We start from the raw sequence: 19,196 nt of genomic DNA, 5'->3' as shown, positions 1-19,196 counted from the left end.
CTGACCACTCACGGGCGGCGGAGCCGCCTACTGGTGGCGCAAGGCCGCGGCGAGGGCGTCCTCGGGGTCGATCAGGTGGTTGTGGTCGTCGTCGCCCAGTTCGATGTCGGCCCAGTCGATCTTGCCGTTGAACTTGCCCCGCGGCGTGGTGTACCCCTCGTAGACGGGCATTCCGGTGTCCACGCCGACGTCGAGTCCCTCGTCGAACGAGAAGTACAGCGGATGGGTCCGTTCGACGTGCTCGCTGCCGGCCTCGTCGCCGTCGATGTACAGGGTGGCGGTGCCGCCCTTGCCGATACCGCCGCCGTCGTACGCGAACTCGACGCGAACCTGATGCTCGCCCGCCGTGAGTGCGGTCGGCGCCAGCACCGTCGTTCTCCGTAGACCGCAGTAGTTGTAGTGGTAGCCGAGTGTGCCGCCGACGGTGAACAGGGCCCAGCCGCCGGTGCGTCCGCCCTGGGTGACGATCACCCCTTCGGCGCCCGATTCCGGAACCTGGATCTGCGCGGTGACCGAGTAGCTGCGGTTCTTGATGTTGATCGCGACGTTCTCGCCGAGCCGGGTCATGCCCTCGAACAGCCGGAGCTTGTCGCCCCGGACGAGGGTCGGCCGTCCCGCGATCTCCGGGTTCATCCGTTCGGCGGCCCGGTCGTCGAGCGGGAGCACGTTGTGCCGCACCGCCTCGATCAGGAACAGCTGCTGCAGTTCGGCGAGCTTCTCGGGGTTGTCCTTCGCGATGTCGTGGGCCTGCGTCCAGTCCGTGGTGGTGTCGTACAACTCCCACACGTCCAGGGAGAAGTCCGGGGCCTTCGCGACGACGTCCCACGGTGTGCGGTGTTTGGTGACGGCGGTCCACCCGTCGTGGTAGACACCGCGATTGCCCATGAGCTCGAAGTACTGCGTCCGGTGACGTTCGCCTGCGTCCGCATCGTTGAACGTGTATGCGAAGGACGTGCCGTGCATCGGCACCTGAGTGACGCCGTTGACCGTGTGCGGTTGCGCCAGTCCCGCCAATTCGAGGATGGTCGGCGCGACGTCGATGACGTGATGCCACTGGTGACGGGTCTCGCCCTTGGCCTGGATGCCGCCGGGCCAGTGCATGATCGTCCCGTTGCGGGTTCCGCCGTAGTGGGAGGCCACCTGTTTCGTCCACTGGTACGGGGTGCACATGGCGTGCGCCCACCCGACCGCGTAATGGTTGTACGCCTCGGGGCCGCCGATCTTGTCGAGGTGCTCGTTCCAGAACTCGACGGTCTCGTACTCGCCGCCGCCGTTGGAGGCGGTGGTGATCATGTACGTGCCCTCGAGCCCGCCCTCGGCCGAGGCACCGTTGTCGCCGATGATGTAGAGGATCAGCGTGTTGTCCAGTTCGCCGATCTCCTCGACGGCGTCGACGACGCGGCCGACGTGGAAGTCCGCGTACTCGAGGAACGCCGCGTACACCTCCATCTGGTGCCGGAGGATCGGTTTGCGCTCCTCCGGGATGTCGTCCCACGCCATGATGCCGTCGGGGCGTGCGGTGAGATCGGAGTCGGATCCGATGACGCCGAGTTGCAGTTGCTTCCGGAACGTTTCGTCGCGGACGGCGTCCCACCCCTGGTCGAACCTGCCCTTGTACTTGGCGATCCATTCCTTCGGCACGTGGTGCGGGGTGTGCGTGGCACCCGGCGCGAAGTACGTGAAGAACGGCTTGTCGGGTGTCAGCGCCTTCTGCTGTTTGATGTAGTCGATGGCCTTGTCGGCCAGGTCGGGCATCAGGTGGTAGTCGGGGTCGTCGGGCGGGAGGACGGCGGTCACCCCGTCGACGAGCGCGGGCTGCCACTGGTTGGTCTCGCCGCCGATGAATCCGTAGAAGCGTTCGAACCCGCTGAACGCAGGCCAGTGATCGAACGGGCCCGTGGGTCCCGATTCCCAGACCGGAACCTCGTGGCACTTTCCGAATTGTGCGGTGTTGTAACCGCTCTGCCGCAGGATCTCGGCAAGCGGTGTGCACGAGTTCGGCCGCGTCGACCGATAGCCGGGTGCGGGGGTGGCGGTTTCGGTGATGTGGCCCATCCCGACCGCGTGATGGTTACGGCCGGTGAGCATGGCGGCGCGCGTCGGCGAGCACAGCGACGTGGTGTGGAACCGGGTGTATTTCAGACCACCCGCCGCGAGCCGGTCGGCGGTCGGGGTGCCGACCGGACCTCCGAACGCGCTCGACGCCCCGAATCCGACGTCGTCGAGAAGGATCAGCAGCACGTTCGGGGCGCCGGCGGGAGGGCGCTTGGCGGTGATGGGAGGCAGTTTCTCGGTGGCGTGTTTGGCGTCGAAGTACAGCGGCCCCTGATACTGCTGATCGGGGAGCGGGAGGATCGATCCGGGAAGCTCCTCAGGCATGGTGTTCGCCCTTTCCATGGACAGCACGGTCTCCCCGCCGACGCTAGGGGCGGCAACTCCGTTCCGGCTCACACTTTCCGGGTGAAGCCGTGACCCGTCCCGCCGTGGTCGCATGGATCGGAGACCGCGGGACAGGAGCCAGTCGTGAGTGCAGAACTGCAGGAACTCGCCGCCAAGGCGTGGGTGTACGGTTTCCCGCTGGTGTTCGACCTCGACCAGGTGAACCGCTTCGTGGCGGAGGGGATGGGGAGCCTCGATGCCGCACCCTTCAACACGTTCGGTCACGCGCGCACGCTCGCCGGGCCGCGGGACACCTTCGTCTCGGTGAACAACGACACCATCTACTCGATCGCCCAGATCGACCTCGCGCACGGACCGCAGTTGCTGCGAGTGCCCGACAGCGGCGGGGCGTATTACGTGCTGCAATTCGTCGATGCGTGGACGAATAATTTCGCGTACGTCGGCAAACGCGCGACGGGAACGGCGGCCGGCCGTTTCCTGCTGACCGGCCCGGAGTGGTCCGGTGAGGTCCCAGACGGTGCGACGCGGATCGCGTTCCCCACTGCGGTGGGCACCATCATCGGCCGCTGGGCCTGCGACGGCGAGGCAGACCTGGAGCGGGTGAAGGAACTGCAGTCGGCCCTCACGCTGGAACCGGTCGGAGACCAGGAACCGGCGCAGGGGTTGCCGGCACCCGACCCGAACGTCCCCGAGGAACTTCGGTTCTGGGAGAAGCTGAGGGTGTACTCGCAGGCGTACCCGCCCGCCGCGCAGGATCTCGTCGCGCAGCAGGCGTTCGCCCCGCTCGGGCTGCTCGAGACCGGGCCGTCGCCGTACCTCGAAGCGCCGCCGGACCTCGCGTCGGTGCTCACGGCCGGTGCCGAGGCAGGGCATCAATCGCTCGTCACCGCACTGAAATCCGGGGCGGGCGGAGCGGTGGTCAACGGCTGGCAGTTGATGTACCACGCCTTCGACTACAACGACGACTTCTTCGAGGTCGGCACGCTCGACTCACCCGAGTGGCGGATCGAGGACCGCTCGAAGGCGCTGGGACTGCGGGCCGGTGCCGCGATGGCGGGACTGTGGGGAAACCACGGTTACGAGGCCGCGTACGCGCCGATCTACCACGACAGCGAAGGCAACGAACTGTCCGGCGAACACGACTACACGCTCACGTTCGCGCCGACCCCGCCGGTCGACGCGTTCTGGTCGATCACCATGTACGACCTCCCGGAGTTCTTCCTCGTCGACAATCCCATCGACCGCTATTCGATCGGTGACCGCACGCCGGGACTGATATTCGCGGACGACGGTTCGCTGACCATCACGCTGAGCACCGTCGCGCCGGCCGATCCGGCGGCCCGCGCCAACTGGCTGCCGACACCGGCAGCCGGGTTCCGGCCCCTGCTACGGATGTACAGCCCGAAGGCGGAGGTGTTCGACGGAACGTTCGAGATCCCGCCCTTCGTGAGGACCAGGTGATCAGGGGGCGCAGGTGAGTGAGCTGATCTGGCTGCTCGTTCCCGAGATGATCGGTCTGGTCATCACACCCGCCGCCGTAGTCGGATGTGTGTTGCTGCTCGAGTCGGCGAACGCGGTGCGGAACGCCCTCGCATTCGGTTCCGCGTTCCTGCTCGTCTATTCCCAGATCGCTGTCGCGGCGCTCCTCGGCGGCGCCGGTGATCCGTCGGCAACATCCAAGACGGTGAGCAACTGGGTGGGACTGATCGTCGGTGTGCTGTTCCTCGTCGTCGGCGTCGTCATGCTCGCGCAGAAACCGAAGCCGGCGGGCGCGACACCGAAATGGATGACGGCCCTCGAATCCGCCACACCGCGCACCGCCTTCGTGGCCGGACTCGCCCTCGGCACGATCAACCCCAACATCTTCATCATGCTGTCCGGGATGACCATCATCTCCAGTTCACACGTCGGGATCGGGGGTGCGCTGGTCGGGACCGCTCTGCTGCTCGTCGCATCGATGCTCGACTTCGCCGTCCCGATCGGGATCTACACCGTTCTGGGTGACCGCGCCCAGAAGGGGCTGAGCGCCGCCAAGACCTGGATGGTCCGGCACAACCGGGCGCTCGGGGTCGCGGTGTTCTTCGGCTTCGGCACCTTGTTCGCGCTACGGGGACTGCTCGCCCTCGTGTGATCCGAACGTCGGCGGGAGTCCGCAATGGGCGCGGACCCAGGCGCTGCGTCGTTCCAACGCGGACTGCCGGTTCGCGGGGGACGAAGCGGTCAGTGAGTCGATGGCCCGCAGGAGGTGGCGGGCGACGAACGGGTGGCGCCGGGCGGCGTCGGCGATCTCGTCGTGGGTCGCGAATCCGATCCGGACCGGGGGAACTCGGCTGCTCTGTTCACGGCGCCCCTTCCTCTCTCCGATGATCCCCGCATCGGCGGTAGTGTTCGGGCCGATTCGAGGGGGGATCGAGTGAAGAAAGTTGCCGCGGCGCTCCTGTGCGCCGTGATCACGTCCGGGTGCGCGCACAGCGTGTCGGGGACTGCGGGGGCCTCCCCGCTGCAGGAACTGACGCCGGAGCAGCAACGGCACGTCCACGTCGAGGACGCGCTCCGCGCCGCCGATCCGTGCGGCCTGCTCGACGAGTCGGTGGTGCGCGCCGCCGGGACGGTTCAGCAGTACGGGTCCGCCGTGCAGCTGTCGGTGTGCTCGGCGCTCATGGCCCGGCCCGAAGGCGCGACGACCTACGTGGAGTTGTCCCTGCTGCCGTCGATGCTGTCCGATGCGGCGCTGACCCGGCCGGACACGGTCGACGGGGTGACTGTTTATCGCGGTGCGGGCGCCGACCTGGCGCGCGGGACGTGCGAGCGCGTCTTCCGGCTGAACGTCGGAACCGGCGAGGAACAGGTGGGACGGGACGCGCTGGCGACCGTCCGCGCCGGAACCGTCGCCGGCCAGGACGCCTGCCCGCTCGCCGACGCGGCGCTGGAGTCGGCGATCGACAGGATGCGGTCGGGACTGCCTGCTCGGGACGGCACGTCCGCGCACCAGGCGGCGCTCGCGGTACACGACCCGTGCGAAGTACTCGACGTGCTGGGGACCACGGCGGGCGGACGCGTCGTCGATCCGGAGTCGCCGCCCACCCCGTTCGACTGCGTCCTGTTTCCGAACCCGAACCGGGTGCCCGGGAGTGAGGTGACCGTGTCGTTCACGATGTCGCCGGTGAAGGAAAACCGACCATCCGTTCCCGCCGAGCCGGAGACGGTCGGCGACCGATGCCGGTGGACGAGCCCGATGGGTGAGCCGATCGACGTCACACGGCCCGGAGCGGGCGTCGACGAGTTCACCCGCAGGCTCGGTCACGCGGGTGCAGTCGTCACTGTTCACGGCCCGAACTGCGCGGCCGTGGCGAGGGTCGCGGACGCCGCGAACACGGCGTTCGGATAGGCGTCCGAACGGACTCACCCGGGATCAGATTGGACTCCGCCGGTAAGCTCGACAGCTGGACCAGTACAGATTCATCGACCTGGAGGTAGAAACGCGTGGCTCTCGTCGTCCAGAAGTACGGCGGATCCTCGGTGGCAACCGCCGAGAGAATCCGACGAGTGGCTGAACGGATCGTCGAGACCAAGAAGGCCGGCAACGATGTCGTCGTCGTGGTTTCAGCGATGGGGGACACCACTGATGAGCTGCTCGATCTGGCTCAGCAGGTGTGCCCAGCCCCACCCGCCCGCGAAATGGACATGCTGCTGACCTCCGGTGAGCGCATTTCCAATTCTCTCGTCGCAATGGCAATTCATTCGCTCGGTGCGGAGGCCCGTTCGTTCACGGGCTCGCAGGCGGGCGTCATCACCACCGGTGCTCACGGCAACGCCAAGATCATCGACGTCACACCGGGCCGCGTCCGGGATGCGCTCGACGAGGGCTCGATCGTCCTCGTCGCCGGATTCCAGGGCGTCAGCCAGGACAGCAAGGACGTGACGACCCTCGGGCGCGGCGGTTCGGACACCACCGCGGTGGCCCTCGCAGCGGCCCTCGAGGCCGACGTCTGCGAGATCTACACCGACGTCGACGGCATCTTCACCGCCGACCCGCGCATCGTTCCGGACGCGCAGCGTCTCGAGACGGTGTCGTTCGAGGAGATGCTCGAGCTCGCGGCGTGCGGCGCGAAGGTGCTCATGCTCCGCTGCGTCGAGTACGCCCGCCGATACAACGTGCCCGTGCACGTCCGTTCGTCATACACGACCAAGCCGGGCACCATCGTGTCCGGATCGATGGAGGACATCCCCGTGGAAGAGGCAATCATCACCGGAGTCGCGCACGATCGCGGCGAGTCCAAGATCACCGTCGTCGGCCTGCCCGACACCCCGGGCTACGCCGCGCAGGTCTTCCGCGCGGTGGCCGAGGCGGAGATCAACATCGACATGGTGCTGCAGAACATCTCGAAGGTCGAGACCGGCAAGACCGACATCACGTTCACCCTGCCCACCGCCGACGGCCCGCGCGCCGTCGAGAAGCTCACCAAGCTGCAGGGCGAGATCGGCTTCACGCAGGTGCTGTTCGACGACCACATCGGCAAGGTGTCGCTGGTCGGCGCGGGCATGAAGAGCCACCCGGGCGTCACCGCGACGTTCTGTGAGGCCCTCGCGAAGGCCGGAGTCAACATCGACCTCATCTCCACATCCGAGATCCGCATCTCGGTGCTCGTCAAGGACGTGGAGCTGGACAAGGCCGTGAAGGCGATCCACGACGCATTCGAGCTCGGCGGCGACGAAGAAGCCGTCGTGCACGCAGGAACGGGACGGTAGATATGACCACCATCGCTGTCGTCGGTGCGACCGGGCAGGTCGGCATCGTCATGCGCACCCTCCTCGAGGAACGGAACTTCCCCGCGGACAAGGTGCGGTTCTTCGCCTCCGCGCGGTCGGCGGGCAAGAAGCTGCCGTTCCGGGGCGAGGAGATCGTCGTCGAGGACGCGTCCGCGGCGTCCGACGAGGACCTGAAGGGCATCGACATCGCCCTGTTCTCGGCCGGTGCGACGCTCTCTCGTGAGCAGGCCCCGCGGTTCGCGGCGGCAGGCGCCACGGTCGTCGACAACTCGTCGGCGTTCCGCAAGGACCCCGACGTCCCGCTGGTCGTCAGCGAGGTCAACCCGGAGCAGGCGAAGAACCCGCCGAAGGGCATCATCGCCAACCCCAACTGCACCACGATGGCCGCGATGCCGGTGCTGAAGGTTCTGCACGACGAGGCCGGTCTGCAGCGCCTCATCGTGTCGAGCTACCAGGCCGTGTCGGGCAGTGGCATCGCCGGTGTCGAGGAATTGGTGGGCCAGGCCCGCGCCGTCATCGACGATGCGGAGAAGCTGGTGCACGACGGTAGCGCCGTCGACTTCCCGGCCCCGAACAAGTACGTCGCACCCATCGCGTTCAACGTCCTGCCGCTGGCCGGCTCGATCGTCGACGACGGCAGCGGTGAGACGGACGAGGACCAGAAGCTCCGCAACGAGAGCCGCAAGATCCTCGGCCTGCCCGACCTTCTGGTGTCGGGCACGTGCGTCCGCGTCCCCGTGATCACGGGTCACTCGCTGTCGATCAACGCCGAGTTCGAGCGTCCGCTGTCGGTGGAGCGCGCGCAGGAGCTTCTGTCGAAGGCTCCCGGTGTGCAGCTGGTGGACGTCCCCACCCCGCTCCAGGCCGCGGGCAGCGACCCGTCGCTGGTCGGGCGCATCCGTCAGGATCCGGGTGTCCCCGAGGGTCGCGGTCTGGCGCTGTTCGTGTCCGGCGACAACCTGCGTAAGGGTGCCGCCCTCAACACCATTCAGATCGCCGAACTGCTGGTCTGACCTCCTCCCCACGTGAGTGGCAAAGTGTGCTCCCGCACGCTTTGCCACTCACGTGCCGGTTTCGGGTGGATACTGGGCCGATGAGAGTCGTCGGGGCCGCGGTGGCCGCGGTCCTGTTGCTGCTCACCGGTGCGAGCGAGGCGTCCGCACAGCCGAGGATCCTGCTGTCGCAGGAAGAACTTCCACCCGCCGCAGTCCCCACCCAGGCCGGCGACAGCGTCCGGGTCCGCTACTCCACGATGCGCACCGCCACCGCGACCGGTGAGTCGACCGGATCGATCTTCCTTCCCCACGGTGATCCACCCGACGGCGGCTGGCCGGTGGTGTCCTACGCACACGGCACGGTCGGGGTCGCCGACCAGTGCGCTCCGTCCGTCGCCGGGTTCAACTACGTCGAACTGCCCGCGATCGAGCAGTGGCTGGCCGCTGGGTACGCCGTCGCAGCAACGGATTACGCGGGAATCGGCACGCCCGGGGTCAATGCCTATCTCGACGGTCGCGCCGCCGCCGCCAACGCCGTCGACATCGTCCTGGCCGCACACGACATCTACAGCGACGTGCTCAGCGACCGGTGGATCGTCACGGGACTGTCGCAGGGCGGGCACGCGACCTACTTCGCCGCCCGCGAGGCCACCACCAGGGCACCGGCCCTCGACTACCGCGGTGCCGTCGCCGTCGCCGCGCCGACCCACCTCGAACAGCTCTTTCCGGCCGCGGGTCCGGCGATTCCCGCTCTGCCGACAACGGGAATCGTGAACTACGCGTTGCTGACTCTCGCCGGCATCGACGACCAGCGCCCGGAGGTCGACATTCGGCACTATCTGTCGCCGAAGGGAATCGAACTGATGGAGTTGGCGAAGGTGACGTGCAGCCGGGAACTCGGCCGGTACCTGCTCGGCCATCCCACGTCGGTCGGGGACCTGTTCGCGGCGCCCCTGTGGAACGAGCAGTTCCGGGCGCTGTTCCGGGCGATGCAGCAGGTACCCGTCGACGGATTCGACCACCCCCTGCGGGTGGTGCACAGCCTGTCCGACATGTCGGTGCCGATTCCGTTGACGTGGGCGCAGCTCGCCGAGATGCAGCAGCACGGGGTGAACGTCGAATACCAGCAACTTGCCGGTGAGGACCACCGCGAATCGCTGACGGCCTCCATGCCGGAGTCCCTCGCGTTCGCGGCGCGCGTGCTGTCCCCCATGTGAGTGGCAAAGCGTCCCCGAGCACGCTTTGCCACTCACCTGGGGTTCACCCGACACGTGCGAGGCGGAGACGGCGCCCCGACCCTACGGTTCGGACATGGGCTCAGTCATCGGAGAACTGTTACCGCTCGCCGTGGGTGTCGCGATCTCGCCGATACCGATCATCGCCGTCATCCTGATGCTGCTGTCGAAGCGGGCGGGCGGTGCGAGCGCGGGCTTCGGCGTCGGCTGGATCCTGGGCATCCTCGTCGCGACGGGCATCTTCATGCTCCTCGCCGGCAGCATCGACACGTCCGACTCCGACGGTCCCTCGGCGACCGCGTCGTGGGTGAAGGTGGTTCTCGGTGTGCTGCTGCTCCTGCTCGCGGGGCGGCAGTGGAGAAGCCGCAATGCCCACGCGGAGCCGCCGAAATGGATGCAGGCCATCGACGACCTGAACTTCGTCAAATCCACCGGTCTCGGATTCGCGCTGGCGGCAATCAATCCCAAGAACCTTCTGCTCTGCGTGTCCGCGGGCGTCGGGATCGGCACAGCCGGGGTGAACGGCGGCGAGCAGGTGGTGGCCCTGATCGTGTACACGGTGCTGGCCGGATCGACCGTCCTCGTCCCGGTGATCGCCTACGCCGTCGCAGCCGACAAGATGCGCGGGACCCTCGACAACCTCAAGGTCTGGCTCCAGGCCAACAACGCCGCGGTGATGAGCGTGCTGCTACTCGTGATGGGCGCCGTCGTCCTCGGCAAGGGGTTCAGCGGGTTGTTCTGACACGACGGCGTCCGGGCCGCGCAGGTACCGCCCGATGTAGCCCTCGTCGAGCGCGATCGCCTTGACGATCACCGCGGACCCCACGATCACGACGGACAGGACGAACAGCCAGCTGATCGCGGTGAACACCAGGCCGAGCGACCCGAACTGGTGTTGCGCGGCGGCGGTGATCCGGGGCAGGACGAGACGTCCGCCGACGTGGAGAGCGGTGAGCGCGGCGGCGGTCAGCGCCCCCGTCGCCCACAGCACGCGACCCTTGAGGGTGCCCATCGTCAACAGGTACGGGCTGAGAGTCCACACGGCCATCCACACCGCGAACTCCCCGGCGACTGCGAGAGGTGGCCCGATGAACCGGACGTTCGTGAGCTCGCCGGCCAGGCCGATCGCCGTCCCCGACATCGCGACGGCGAACAGGACGACGAGCCACCGCCAGGCGTCTCGGAGGGTGATCGACGGGACGTTCCAGATCTTTGCGTAGATCCGGGCGAGCGCCCTCGCGAAGGACGTTCCGCTGATCGCGATCATCAGCAGACCGACGACCCCGAACGCGGCGAAGGAGGGGTTGGTGGTGTCGACGGAGCCGGACGTGGTCGTCAGTTCCGTGGGGTCGAAGCCGAACTGGGTCTTGATGGTGCGTGCGGTCACGTTCCAACTGCTCAGCGTCGATGCCGCAATCATCACGGGCAGCACCGACGTGAAGATCCGGGCGGCGAGCGTCATCGAGCGGTCGACGAGTTCGATCGCGATCAGCCCGTCGATGACGCGTCGAACCGTGCGGCCGGGAGGTGTGCCCTGCAACCAGCCGTTGGCAGTTTCGGTCCGCGCGATCAGCGCTTCCCGGGCCAGCGCCACAGACAATTTGGTGGACCGCACATCACCGACTCAACCGCAGCGGACGCGGCGCGTCTTCATCCCCGTGAGGTGAGAAAGACCGTCACGGGCGGATGATGCACCGGAACCCGATGTGGCACGTCGACGTCTCCTCGGTGTCACCCTGCCGGGCCGAGGGTCGGTAGCGGAGGCAGTAGTTCGGCGCGCAGAGGTGCGAGCCGCCCTTGATCACGCGGCGCGCGTAGGGCTCGTCCGGGTTCTCGACGCGTGCCGTCTCGACTCTCGGGTTGGTGGGAATGCAGCAGGAACTGGTGGGCGCGACGTTCTTCCCGCCCTCGGAGTGATCCGCCGTGAAGTAATCGGTGGTCCATTCCCACACGTTGCCGGCCATGTCGCTGAGTTCGTAACCGTTGGGCCGGAAATGGCCGACCGGCGACGTTCCCGCGAAGCCGTCCGCGAGGAGGTTCTCCCACGGGAACTGCCCCTGCCAGACGTTCCCGCCGGGCCGGCCGCCCGGTTCGTGCTCCTCGCCCCACACGAACGGCTGCCGGTCCAGCCCGCCGCGGGCCGCGAATTCCCATTCGGCCTCGGTCGGGAGGTCCTTGCCCGCCCACTCCGCGTACGCGCGGGCGTCGAACCACGACACGTGCGTGACGGGATGGCGTTCGCGTCCGCCGACGTTGCTGCCCGGACCCTCCGGGTGCCGCCAGTCCGCACCCGGCGTGAACGACCACCAGCGGGTGTAGTCGTCGAGCGGGACGGGGCCGGCCGTCGGGGTGAACACGAGCGAACCGGGCACGAGCAGAGCCGGATCCGCGCCCGGGTACTGTGCGGGGTCGGGGGCGATCTCGGCGGTCGTGACGTGACCGGTGTCTTTCACGAATCGCCGGAACTCGGCCACGGTGACCTGGTGCGAGTCCATCCAGAATCCGTCGACGGTCACCTGGTGGACGGGGCCTTCCTCGGGGTAGAAGTCCTCCGAACCCATCCAGAAGGTGCCCCCGGGGATCCATGCCATGTTCTTCGGAGCTGCACCAGTCATGAGGTCAGACTGGCACGACGACGGCCGCCGTGCGAAGGGACGCCCCGTAAACCCGGTGAGAGGGGCAACGGTTGCGGTACCGTCGGCTACTCGATTCGCAATGCTGTTCTCACCGTGCAGGGGGCTCCTCGGAATGGATGGACGGATTCCGCGTAGGTCTTTCGTTCGTGGACTGGCGCTGACGGCCGGGCTCGGTGCCGTCGGGGTGGGATCGGCGAGCGCCTACCCGTTCGGGATCGATCCGCTGCGGCCGTTCGTCTTCTCCTCGCCGCCGCTCCAGCCGTTCCGGGAACAGTTGCCGCCGTTGCCGATGGTGGGTGGGAGCGCCGTCGAGGTGCACGCGAGCAGCACGACGCACGTGTTCCACCCCGACCTGCCTGCGTCCCCGGCCCTCGGCTACGGCGGGATGGACTACCTGGGCCCGACGATCGAAGCCCACGTCGGCGAACGGACCTCGCTGACGTACCGCAACGACATCGCGAGCAACCCCCTCGCCGCCGACGTCGACACGAGGATCCACGGCGTGAGCGAGCAGGACCGCACCCAGGTGCCGACGTCGCTGCACCTGCACGGCGGACGGACGCCCCCCGAGTTCGACGGACATCCCGAGGACACGATGCGACCCGGGCAGGGAATGGTGCACGAGTTCCCGAACCGGCAGGAAGCCTGCGCGCTCTGGTATCACGACCACGCGATGGGCGTCACCCGGCTCAACATCTACGCCGGGCTGGCGGGCATGTACCTGCTGCGCGACGAGTACGACACCGGTGCGAGCGGCAACCCGCTCGGTCTGCCCTCGGGTGAATTCGAACTGCCGCTGGTGTTGCAGGACAAGAACTTCACCGACGACGGACGGCAGAGTGTCCGTTCCAACCCGCTGAATCCGCAGGGCAGCTGGGAGGCCGCCACACCCGGTGACGTGGGGGTGGTGAACGGCAAGGTGTGGCCGGAGATGTCGGTGGCGCGGGGCCTGTACCGCCTGCGGATGGTGAACGCCGCATCGTTCAGCGTGTGGAATCTGTTCTTCGAGAACCGGATGAGGTTCTGGGTGATCGGCGCCGAGGGCGGGTTGCTCGACGCCCCGGTCGCCACCGACCACGTCCGACTCGGACCGGGCGAGCGGGTGGACCTCCTCGTCGATTTCGGAACCCTCGCGCCCGGCACGACGGTCGAACTGCGCAACGACGAGCCGATACCGGCGCAGGTCGCGCAGCGCGGGGTGCAGATCATGCCGCGGTTCTGCCGGTTCCGGGTGGGCACCGCCGCCGGGTTCACCGGTGGCGTGCCGGAGACACTGCGGGGCGGAAGCCGTGGTCTCGCCGTCCTCCCGCCCGTCGCGCGGCCGTCGGTGGTGGTGCGCAACGTGTCGGTGATGCAGCTCGCGCAGGGCCTGGGTCAGCCGTCGCCGCTGATGTCGCTGAACAACCTCCGCTACACGACCGACGACATCGAGATGCCCCGGCAGGGCACCGTCGAGCAGTGGAACATCGTCAACGTCACGCCCGAACCGCATCCGATCCACCTGCATCTGGTGTCGTTCCGGGTGATCGGGCGGCAGGCGATCGACACGAACGCCCTGATGCAGGCCGTCCCGGTACCCGCGGTCGGGGTGCGGTGGACGCCGTCGGCGGACCCGTTCGTGCTCGGGCCGAACCTGGCGCCGCAGGTGTGGGAGTCGGGCTTCAAGGACACGGTGATCGCGGACGCGAACTCGATCACCCGGATCATCGTCCGGTTTCCGACCGCGGACGAACTCGGTTTCGACCCGGACGCCACGTTCGGGATGTCGGCGCACACGATGGATCACTCCGAAGGCGGACACGGCACCATGGGGCAGGCGTCGCATCCCCTGCAGGGCTACGTGTGGCACTGCCACATGCTCGACCACGAGGACCACGACATGATGCTGCGGTACCGACTCGTGCCCTAGGCCCGTGAGTACTTATTAACGTCCGGCGGTTAATAAGTACTCACAGGCGCGTAGCGCAAACTTACAAGCAGTCTGGACTGTTTTCTTTTTTCCGCCTACAGTGCTGTGTGTGACACCTGACACAGCAGTAGTCAAACCGACCCGCACGCAGGCCGAGCGGACCGCGGCGATGCGCACGAAGCTGCTCGACGCCGCCGTCGACTCGCTGGTCGAGCTCGGGTACGCCCGCACCACCACGCAGGGCATCGCCCGGCGGGCGGGGGTGTCGCGCGGCGCGCAGCTGCACCATTTCCCGACCAAGGAGTCGCTGGTGGTGGCAGCCGTGGAACATCTCGTGGACAAGCGGATGGAGGAGATCCTCGCCGCCGAAGTGGATGCCGGCCGCGGCGTCGAGGTGCTCGCCGACGCCTTCTCCGGACCGCTGTTCTATGCGGCCCTCGAGTTGTGGGTGGCCGCTCGCACCGACCCGGCGCTGTACGAGGCGACGGTTCCGCTCGAGCGGAAGGTCAACGACGCGCTGCGCCGCGGGTCGGCGGAGGTGTTCGGCGATCGGTTCGACGCCGACACCATCGAGCTCAGTATCGAATTGGTTCGCGGTCTGGCGGTGTCGGCCCTGTTCCGCACCCCAGAGGCCGAACAGTCACTACGCGCGCGGCTGTTGCCCGTGTGGGAATCGAAGGTGGAGAAGTCGTGAATCTTCCGCAACACGTACGCACCCTGATCGTGGGGGCAGGTTTCGCCGGCATGGGACTGGCGGCGCGCATTCTGCAGACGCAGCCGCAGGCCGACGTCCTGATCATCGAGCGCGGCGACGACGTCGGCGGCACGTGGCGAGACAACACCTACCCGGGGTGTGCGTGCGACGTCCCGACGTCGCTGTACTCGTACTCGTTCGCGCCGAGCGCGGACTGGAGCCACACGTTCGCCCGTCAACCCGAGATCCACCGTTACCTGAAGAAGGTTGCGGCCGACACCGGTGTCGGGTCCCGGGTGGTGACCGATTGTGAACTGCAGGAAGCGCACTGGGACGACGACGAGGCCATCTGGACCGTCCGGACGAGCCGCGGAACGCTGACGGCCGACGTCGTGGTGGCCGCGACGGGTGCGCTGTCGACGCCCAGCGTCCCGGACATGCCGGGACTGGAGACGTTCGGCGGCACCACGTTCCACTCGGCCACATGGAACCACGACCACGACCTCACCGGTGAGCGCGTGGCCGTCATCGGCACCGGTGCGTCCGCGGTGCAGTTCGTGCCGGAGATCGCGCCCGCTGCCGAACATCTCACCGTGTTCCAGCGCACGCCCGCCTGGGTGATCCCACGTCTCGACCGCGAACTGTCCGGGTCCGAGAAGGGCCTCTACCGGCGACTGCCGTTGGTGCAGAAGGCCGTCCGCGGGTCCGTGTACAGCTTCCGCGAAGCGCTGGGCGGTGTGCTCGCGCACGCCACCGGGCTGCTGCCGGTGTTCGAGATGGTGGCCAAGGCGCATCTGCGCCGGCAGGTGCGGGATCCCGAACTGCGCCGGAAGCTCACACCGAACTTCACGATCGGCTGCAAGCGGATGCTGCTGTCGAACGACTGGCTGCGGACCCTCGACCGTCCCGACGTCACGCTCGTCGACGCGGGACTCGCCGGGGTCACGTCGGACGGCGTCGTCGATGCGGTGGGCAACGAGCACAAGGTCGACACCATCATCTTCGCGACGGGCTTCACACCGACGGAACCTCCTGTGGCGCACGCATTGCGCGGTGGGAACGGCCGCACCCTCGCCGAGCACTGGGACGGGAGCCCGAGTGCGTACAAGGGGACCACCGTCGCCGGTTTCCCGAACCTGTTCCTGATGTACGGTCCCAACACCAACCTCGGGCACAGCTCCATCGTCTACATGCTCGAATCGCAGTCCGCGTACATCGCCGACGCGTTGAACGTGATGCACCACAGCGGCATCACCGCCTTCGAGGTCAGCGAGGAGGCGCAGCGCCGGTACAACACCCGCATCCAGTCCGAACTGCAGTCCACCGTCTGGAACAAGGGTGGCTGCTCGAGCTGGTACTACGACTCCGAGGGCCGGAACTCCGTCCAGTGGCCGACCTTCACCTGGAAGTTCCGCTCCCAGCTGCAGCGCTTCGATCAGGAGAACTACGTTTCACGACGCAGCGCCGTGAAGGAGACCGTCGCGTGACGCACTACGACGTGATCGTGGTCGGCTCCGGTTTCGGCGGCAGCGTCGCGGCGCTCAGGCTCACCGAGAAGGGGTACCGGGTCGGCGTACTCGAAGCGGGTAGACGCTTCGCCGACGACGAGCTGCCCGAGACGAGCTGGCGGCTGCGCCGCTACCTGTGGGCACCGTGGCTGGGCTGCTACGGCGTGCAACGGATCCACCTCCTCCCCGACGTCCTGGTCATGGCCGGGGCAGGGGTAGGAGGCGGGTCGCTGAACTACGCGAACACCCTCTACCAGCCGCCACGCCGCTTCTTCGAGGACAAACAGTGGGCGCACATCACCGACTGGCAGTCGGAGCTGGCCCCGTACTACGAGCAGGCGAAACGGATGCTGGGTGTGACGACCAATCCGTCGTTCACCCCCGCCGACGCCGTCATGCGCGAGGTGGCCGAGGAGATGGGCGCCGGTGAGACGTTCACGTCCACACCGGTGGGGGTCTTCTTCGGCGAACCGGGATCGCGGGTGGCCGATCCGTTCTTCGGGGGAGTAGGACCCGAGCGCACAGGGTGCACCGAGTGCGGCAGTTGCATGACGGGTTGCCGGGTGGGCGCGAAGAACACGCTCGTCAAGAATTACCTCCACCTCGCCGAGAAGGCGGGTGCCCGGGTGCATCCGCTCACGACGGTGACGGAGTTGCGTCCCCGGGCGGGCGGCGGCTACGCGTTGCGGACCCGCCGCACCGACGGGATCCGCAAGCGGGAACACACCTTCACCGCCGACCAGGTGGTGGTCGCCGCGGGCACGTACGGCACCGCCCGGCTGCTGCTGGCGATGAAGGAATCCGGTGCGCTGCCGCGGTTGTCGCCGAGGCTGGGATCGGTGGTGCGCACCAACTCGGAGGCGGTCCTCGCGGCCACGGCGAAGAACCGTGCCACAGACTTCACGAAGGGCGTTGCCATCACGTCCTCGTTCCACCCGGACGATCACACCCACATCGAACCGGTGCGGTACGGCAAGGGCAGCAACGCGATCGGCCTGTTGCAGACCGTCCTCAGCGACGGCGGCGGCAGGACGCCGCGGCTGCTGAAGACGGTCGGCGTCGCGTTGCGTCGCCCCGGGGCGTTCGTGCGCAGCCTGTCGGTGCGGCACTGGTCGGAGCGCACCGTGATCGCGCTCGTCATGCAGACCGACGACAATTCGCTCGAACTGGCCAAGGGGCGGGGCCGCCTCGGTCGCGCGGTCACCAGCCGTCCCGGACCCGGAGCTCCGCCGCCCGAATGGATCCCGCAGGGTCACACGGCCATCCGCAAGGTGGCCGAGCGGATCGGGGGAGACCCGGGCGGTTCGTTCGCCGACGTCGTGAACATTCCGATGACCGCTCATTTCCTCGGGGGTTGCACCATCGGGGACTCGCCGGATACCGGCGTCGTCGACCCCTACCTGCGGGCGTACGGACACGACGGTCTGCACGTGGCCGACGGCTCCGTGGTGAGCGCGAATCTCGGGGTCAATCCGTCGCTCACCATCACCGCCCAGGCCGAGCGTGCATTCGCTCTGTGGCCCAACAAGGGTGAGGCCGACATCCGGCCCGAGCCGGGCAAGCCATACGTACGTATCGAACCGTCGCCGCCCCGGAATCCGGTGGTCCCCGCCGACGCGCCGGGTGCACTGCGGCTCCCGCTGACGGTCACCACCCGAAGGGAGACAGTCGATGTGGAGCGTGCCTGAATCGACCACCCCGCGCACCGACTGGCCCGAGAGCTCGCCGCCCCCGTGGCCGGCGGGGGTGCGCGCGACACTGTGGTGGCACCGCAGCACCGCGGCCGCCCGCGCGCTCGGACCCGACGGCGCCACCGTGCCGTTGACCCTCGCGATGATGGTCGACTACCTCGACTCGCCCGTCGGGCCCTACCGGGAAATCCTCGCCAGCCCGGTGCTCCGCGCGCCCGGACGTCGCATCGGCGTCCTGCCGCGCATGGCGGTCCCGTTCATTGCCGTGGATTCGGAACCCTCCGTGCACGGCGGCCGCGTGCACTGGAGCCTGCCGAAGGTGACTGCCGAGTTCGACGGGGATGTGCACGGCGACTTCGAGGCATCGTCCGAAGCGTGGCGCGTCACAACGAGCACTCGTCCGCGCGGACCGCGACTGCCTGTCGCCGGCGCGCTGGGGTTCGCGCAACCCGGCGGCCACGGCCTCGTGACCGCGTCCGCGCGACTCCGGGGGCATTTCCGATATGCCCGCGTGGACGTGACGGCCGAAGGTCCCACCCTCGGTGACTGGCTGACGCCCGGCACGCACCACGGCATCGTGATCACGGACGGCCGGATGACCACCGGGCCCGCGCAGCTCCGCTGACCTGAGACAGGTCGCTATCCGATTTCCGCGACCGCGCCGGCGAGACGTGGCAGCACGGTGTCGCGCCAGCCCGGACCCATCCGCTCGAACGCGTCGCGGCTGCGCTTGTCGTCGAGGTCGAAGCCCGAATGCTCGAGGAACAGGCGGGTGCCCTCACCCTCGGGAACCAGGCGCCAGACCAGCGTCCAGCTCTCGGTGAACGTGTAGACGAAGCGCCGTTCGGGCTGGACCTCGACCACTTCGCAGGGAACGGCGCCCCAGCCGGGCATGTCGAGGTGGAACCGATGCCCGACCGTGGCGGCGATGTCACCCGCGGCCCACCAGCGGGCGAGCAGTTCCGGCTCGGTGAGGGCGCGCCACACCTTGGCGGGCGGCGCGGCGATGAACTGGTCGACGGAGATCTTGGTGGTGGTGCGGTCGGTCACGAGTCCTCCTCGAGGAAGTCGGCGAGTGTGCGCAAGCGGCCACGCCAGAACCGCTCGAACGGGTGCAGCCAGTCGCCGACGTCGGCGAGCGGCTCGGCGGTCAGGTGGTAGTGCCGTTGCCGTCCGGACGGTTCGTCGCGGACGAGACCGGCCCGGCGCAGCACCTGCAGGTGCTCCGCCACCGCGGGTCGGCTGAGGTCGAACCGGCCGGCGAGGTCGCCGGCGGTGAGGGGTCCGTCCACCAGGATTTCCAGCAGGCGCCGTCGCACGGGGTTCGAGAGGGCGATGAAGACGTCGTCGTCGGGCAC

At 68.1% G+C, this 19,196-nt stretch carries 17 protein-coding genes; 12 read left to right on the top strand and 5 right to left on the bottom strand.

All coding sequences use genetic code 11. The features are described 5' to 3' along the window. Positions 1 to 27: 27 nt before the first annotated feature. The gene (locus tag WKC72_RS00360) at positions 28 to 2,379 is read right to left on the bottom strand and encodes an arylsulfatase (protein ID WP_128640181.1); all 2,352 of its coding nucleotides are present in this window, start codon (positions 2,377 to 2,379) and stop codon (positions 28 to 30) included. A gap of 144 nt (positions 2,380 to 2,523) precedes the next feature. On the opposite strand from WKC72_RS00360, the gene WKC72_RS00355 reads away from it, so the two are divergent. The 7 genes from WKC72_RS00355 (at position 2,524) to WKC72_RS00325 (ending at position 10,142) form a co-directional block, all read left to right on the top strand. Further along, positions 2,524 to 3,861 (top strand): DUF1254 domain-containing protein, encoded by a 1,338-nt coding sequence (locus WKC72_RS00355; RefSeq protein WP_112302089.1) that lies wholly within the window; start codon positions 2,524 to 2,526, stop codon positions 3,859 to 3,861. Between the two features lie 13 nt (positions 3,862 to 3,874). After that, complete coding sequence (locus WKC72_RS00350; RefSeq protein ID WP_112302088.1) at positions 3,875 to 4,531, top strand: GAP family protein; 657 nt, start codon at positions 3,875 to 3,877, stop codon at positions 4,529 to 4,531. 282 nt (positions 4,532 to 4,813) lie between these two features. Continuing rightward, positions 4,814 to 5,788 (top strand): hypothetical protein, encoded by a 975-nt coding sequence (locus WKC72_RS00345; RefSeq protein ID WP_370181440.1) that lies wholly within the window; start codon positions 4,814 to 4,816, stop codon positions 5,786 to 5,788. Positions 5,789 to 5,883: 95 nt separating this feature from the next. Then, the gene (locus WKC72_RS00340) at positions 5,884 to 7,149 is read left to right on the top strand and encodes an aspartate kinase (protein ID WP_005248517.1); all 1,266 of its coding nucleotides are present in this window, start codon (positions 5,884 to 5,886) and stop codon (positions 7,147 to 7,149) included. 2 nt (positions 7,150 to 7,151) lie between these two features. Then, a complete protein-coding gene (locus WKC72_RS00335) occupies positions 7,152 to 8,183 on the top strand; it encodes an aspartate-semialdehyde dehydrogenase (protein ID WP_370181439.1) in 1,032 nt (343 codons plus the stop codon). An 80-nt stretch (positions 8,184 to 8,263) separates the two neighbouring features. Beyond that, on the top strand, positions 8,264 to 9,382 hold the full coding sequence (locus tag WKC72_RS00330) for an alpha/beta hydrolase family protein (RefSeq protein WP_370181438.1): 1,119 nt from the start codon (positions 8,264 to 8,266) through the stop codon (positions 9,380 to 9,382). Positions 9,383 to 9,476: 94 nt separating this feature from the next. Further along, a complete protein-coding gene (locus tag WKC72_RS00325) occupies positions 9,477 to 10,142 on the top strand; it encodes a GAP family protein (RefSeq protein WP_037228988.1) in 666 nt (221 codons plus the stop codon). Here the strand turns inward: WKC72_RS00325 and WKC72_RS00320 are convergent. Together WKC72_RS00320 and WKC72_RS00315 are read right to left on the bottom strand one after the other, a co-directional pair. Next, positions 10,089 to 11,015, bottom strand: a complete 927-nt coding sequence (locus tag WKC72_RS00320; RefSeq protein WP_268791864.1) for a hypothetical protein — start codon at positions 11,013 to 11,015, stop codon at positions 10,089 to 10,091. The two genes, WKC72_RS00325 and WKC72_RS00320, sit on opposite strands and share 54 nt — an antisense overlap. A gap of 61 nt (positions 11,016 to 11,076) precedes the next feature. Then, positions 11,077 to 12,015 (bottom strand): formylglycine-generating enzyme family protein, encoded by a 939-nt coding sequence (locus WKC72_RS00315; protein WP_370181437.1) that lies wholly within the window; start codon positions 12,013 to 12,015, stop codon positions 11,077 to 11,079. Between the two features lie 100 nt (positions 12,016 to 12,115). Between WKC72_RS00315 and WKC72_RS00310 the strand changes: the two genes are divergently transcribed. The 5 genes from WKC72_RS00310 (at position 12,116) to WKC72_RS00290 (ending at position 18,463) form a co-directional block, all read left to right on the top strand. Continuing rightward, complete coding sequence (locus WKC72_RS00310; RefSeq protein WP_370181436.1) at positions 12,116 to 13,945, top strand: multicopper oxidase family protein; 1,830 nt, start codon at positions 12,116 to 12,118, stop codon at positions 13,943 to 13,945. Between the two features lie 100 nt (positions 13,946 to 14,045). Then, positions 14,046 to 14,639: a TetR/AcrR family transcriptional regulator gene (locus WKC72_RS00305; protein WP_081792271.1), complete on the top strand. Its 594-nt coding sequence runs from the start codon at positions 14,046 to 14,048 to the stop codon at positions 14,637 to 14,639. Continuing rightward, entirely contained in the window at positions 14,636 to 16,126 is a 1,491-nt protein-coding gene (locus WKC72_RS00300) for a flavin-containing monooxygenase (RefSeq protein ID WP_370181435.1), read from the top strand. Before WKC72_RS00305 ends, WKC72_RS00300 begins: the two co-directional genes overlap by 4 nt. Next, the gene (locus WKC72_RS00295) at positions 16,123 to 17,835 is read left to right on the top strand and encodes an FAD-dependent oxidoreductase (protein WP_370181434.1); all 1,713 of its coding nucleotides are present in this window, start codon (positions 16,123 to 16,125) and stop codon (positions 17,833 to 17,835) included. The genes WKC72_RS00300 and WKC72_RS00295 overlap by 4 nt, the downstream gene beginning before the upstream one ends. Continuing rightward, the gene (locus WKC72_RS00290; RefSeq protein WP_037228970.1) at positions 17,819 to 18,463 is read left to right on the top strand and encodes a hypothetical protein; all 645 of its coding nucleotides are present in this window, start codon (positions 17,819 to 17,821) and stop codon (positions 18,461 to 18,463) included. The genes WKC72_RS00295 and WKC72_RS00290 overlap by 17 nt, the downstream gene beginning before the upstream one ends. Before the next feature lie 14 nt (positions 18,464 to 18,477). Here WKC72_RS00290 and WKC72_RS00285 read toward each other — a convergent pair whose 3' ends face one another. Both WKC72_RS00285 and WKC72_RS00280 read right to left on the bottom strand, forming a co-directional pair. After that, the gene (locus tag WKC72_RS00285; protein ID WP_370181433.1) at positions 18,478 to 18,888 is read right to left on the bottom strand and encodes an SRPBCC domain-containing protein; all 411 of its coding nucleotides are present in this window, start codon (positions 18,886 to 18,888) and stop codon (positions 18,478 to 18,480) included. Next, complete coding sequence (locus tag WKC72_RS00280; protein WP_005248504.1) at positions 18,885 to 19,196, bottom strand: helix-turn-helix transcriptional regulator; 312 nt, start codon at positions 19,194 to 19,196, stop codon at positions 18,885 to 18,887. Before WKC72_RS00280 ends, WKC72_RS00285 begins: the two co-directional genes overlap by 4 nt.

This window comes from Rhodococcus wratislaviensis (assembly GCF_041228765.1).
Taxonomy (GTDB): Bacteria; Actinomycetota; Actinomycetes; order Mycobacteriales; family Mycobacteriaceae; genus Rhodococcus_F; species Rhodococcus_F wratislaviensis.
Note: the sequence above shows the minus strand (reverse complement) of the source record. Positions and strands in the feature narration are given on the sequence as shown.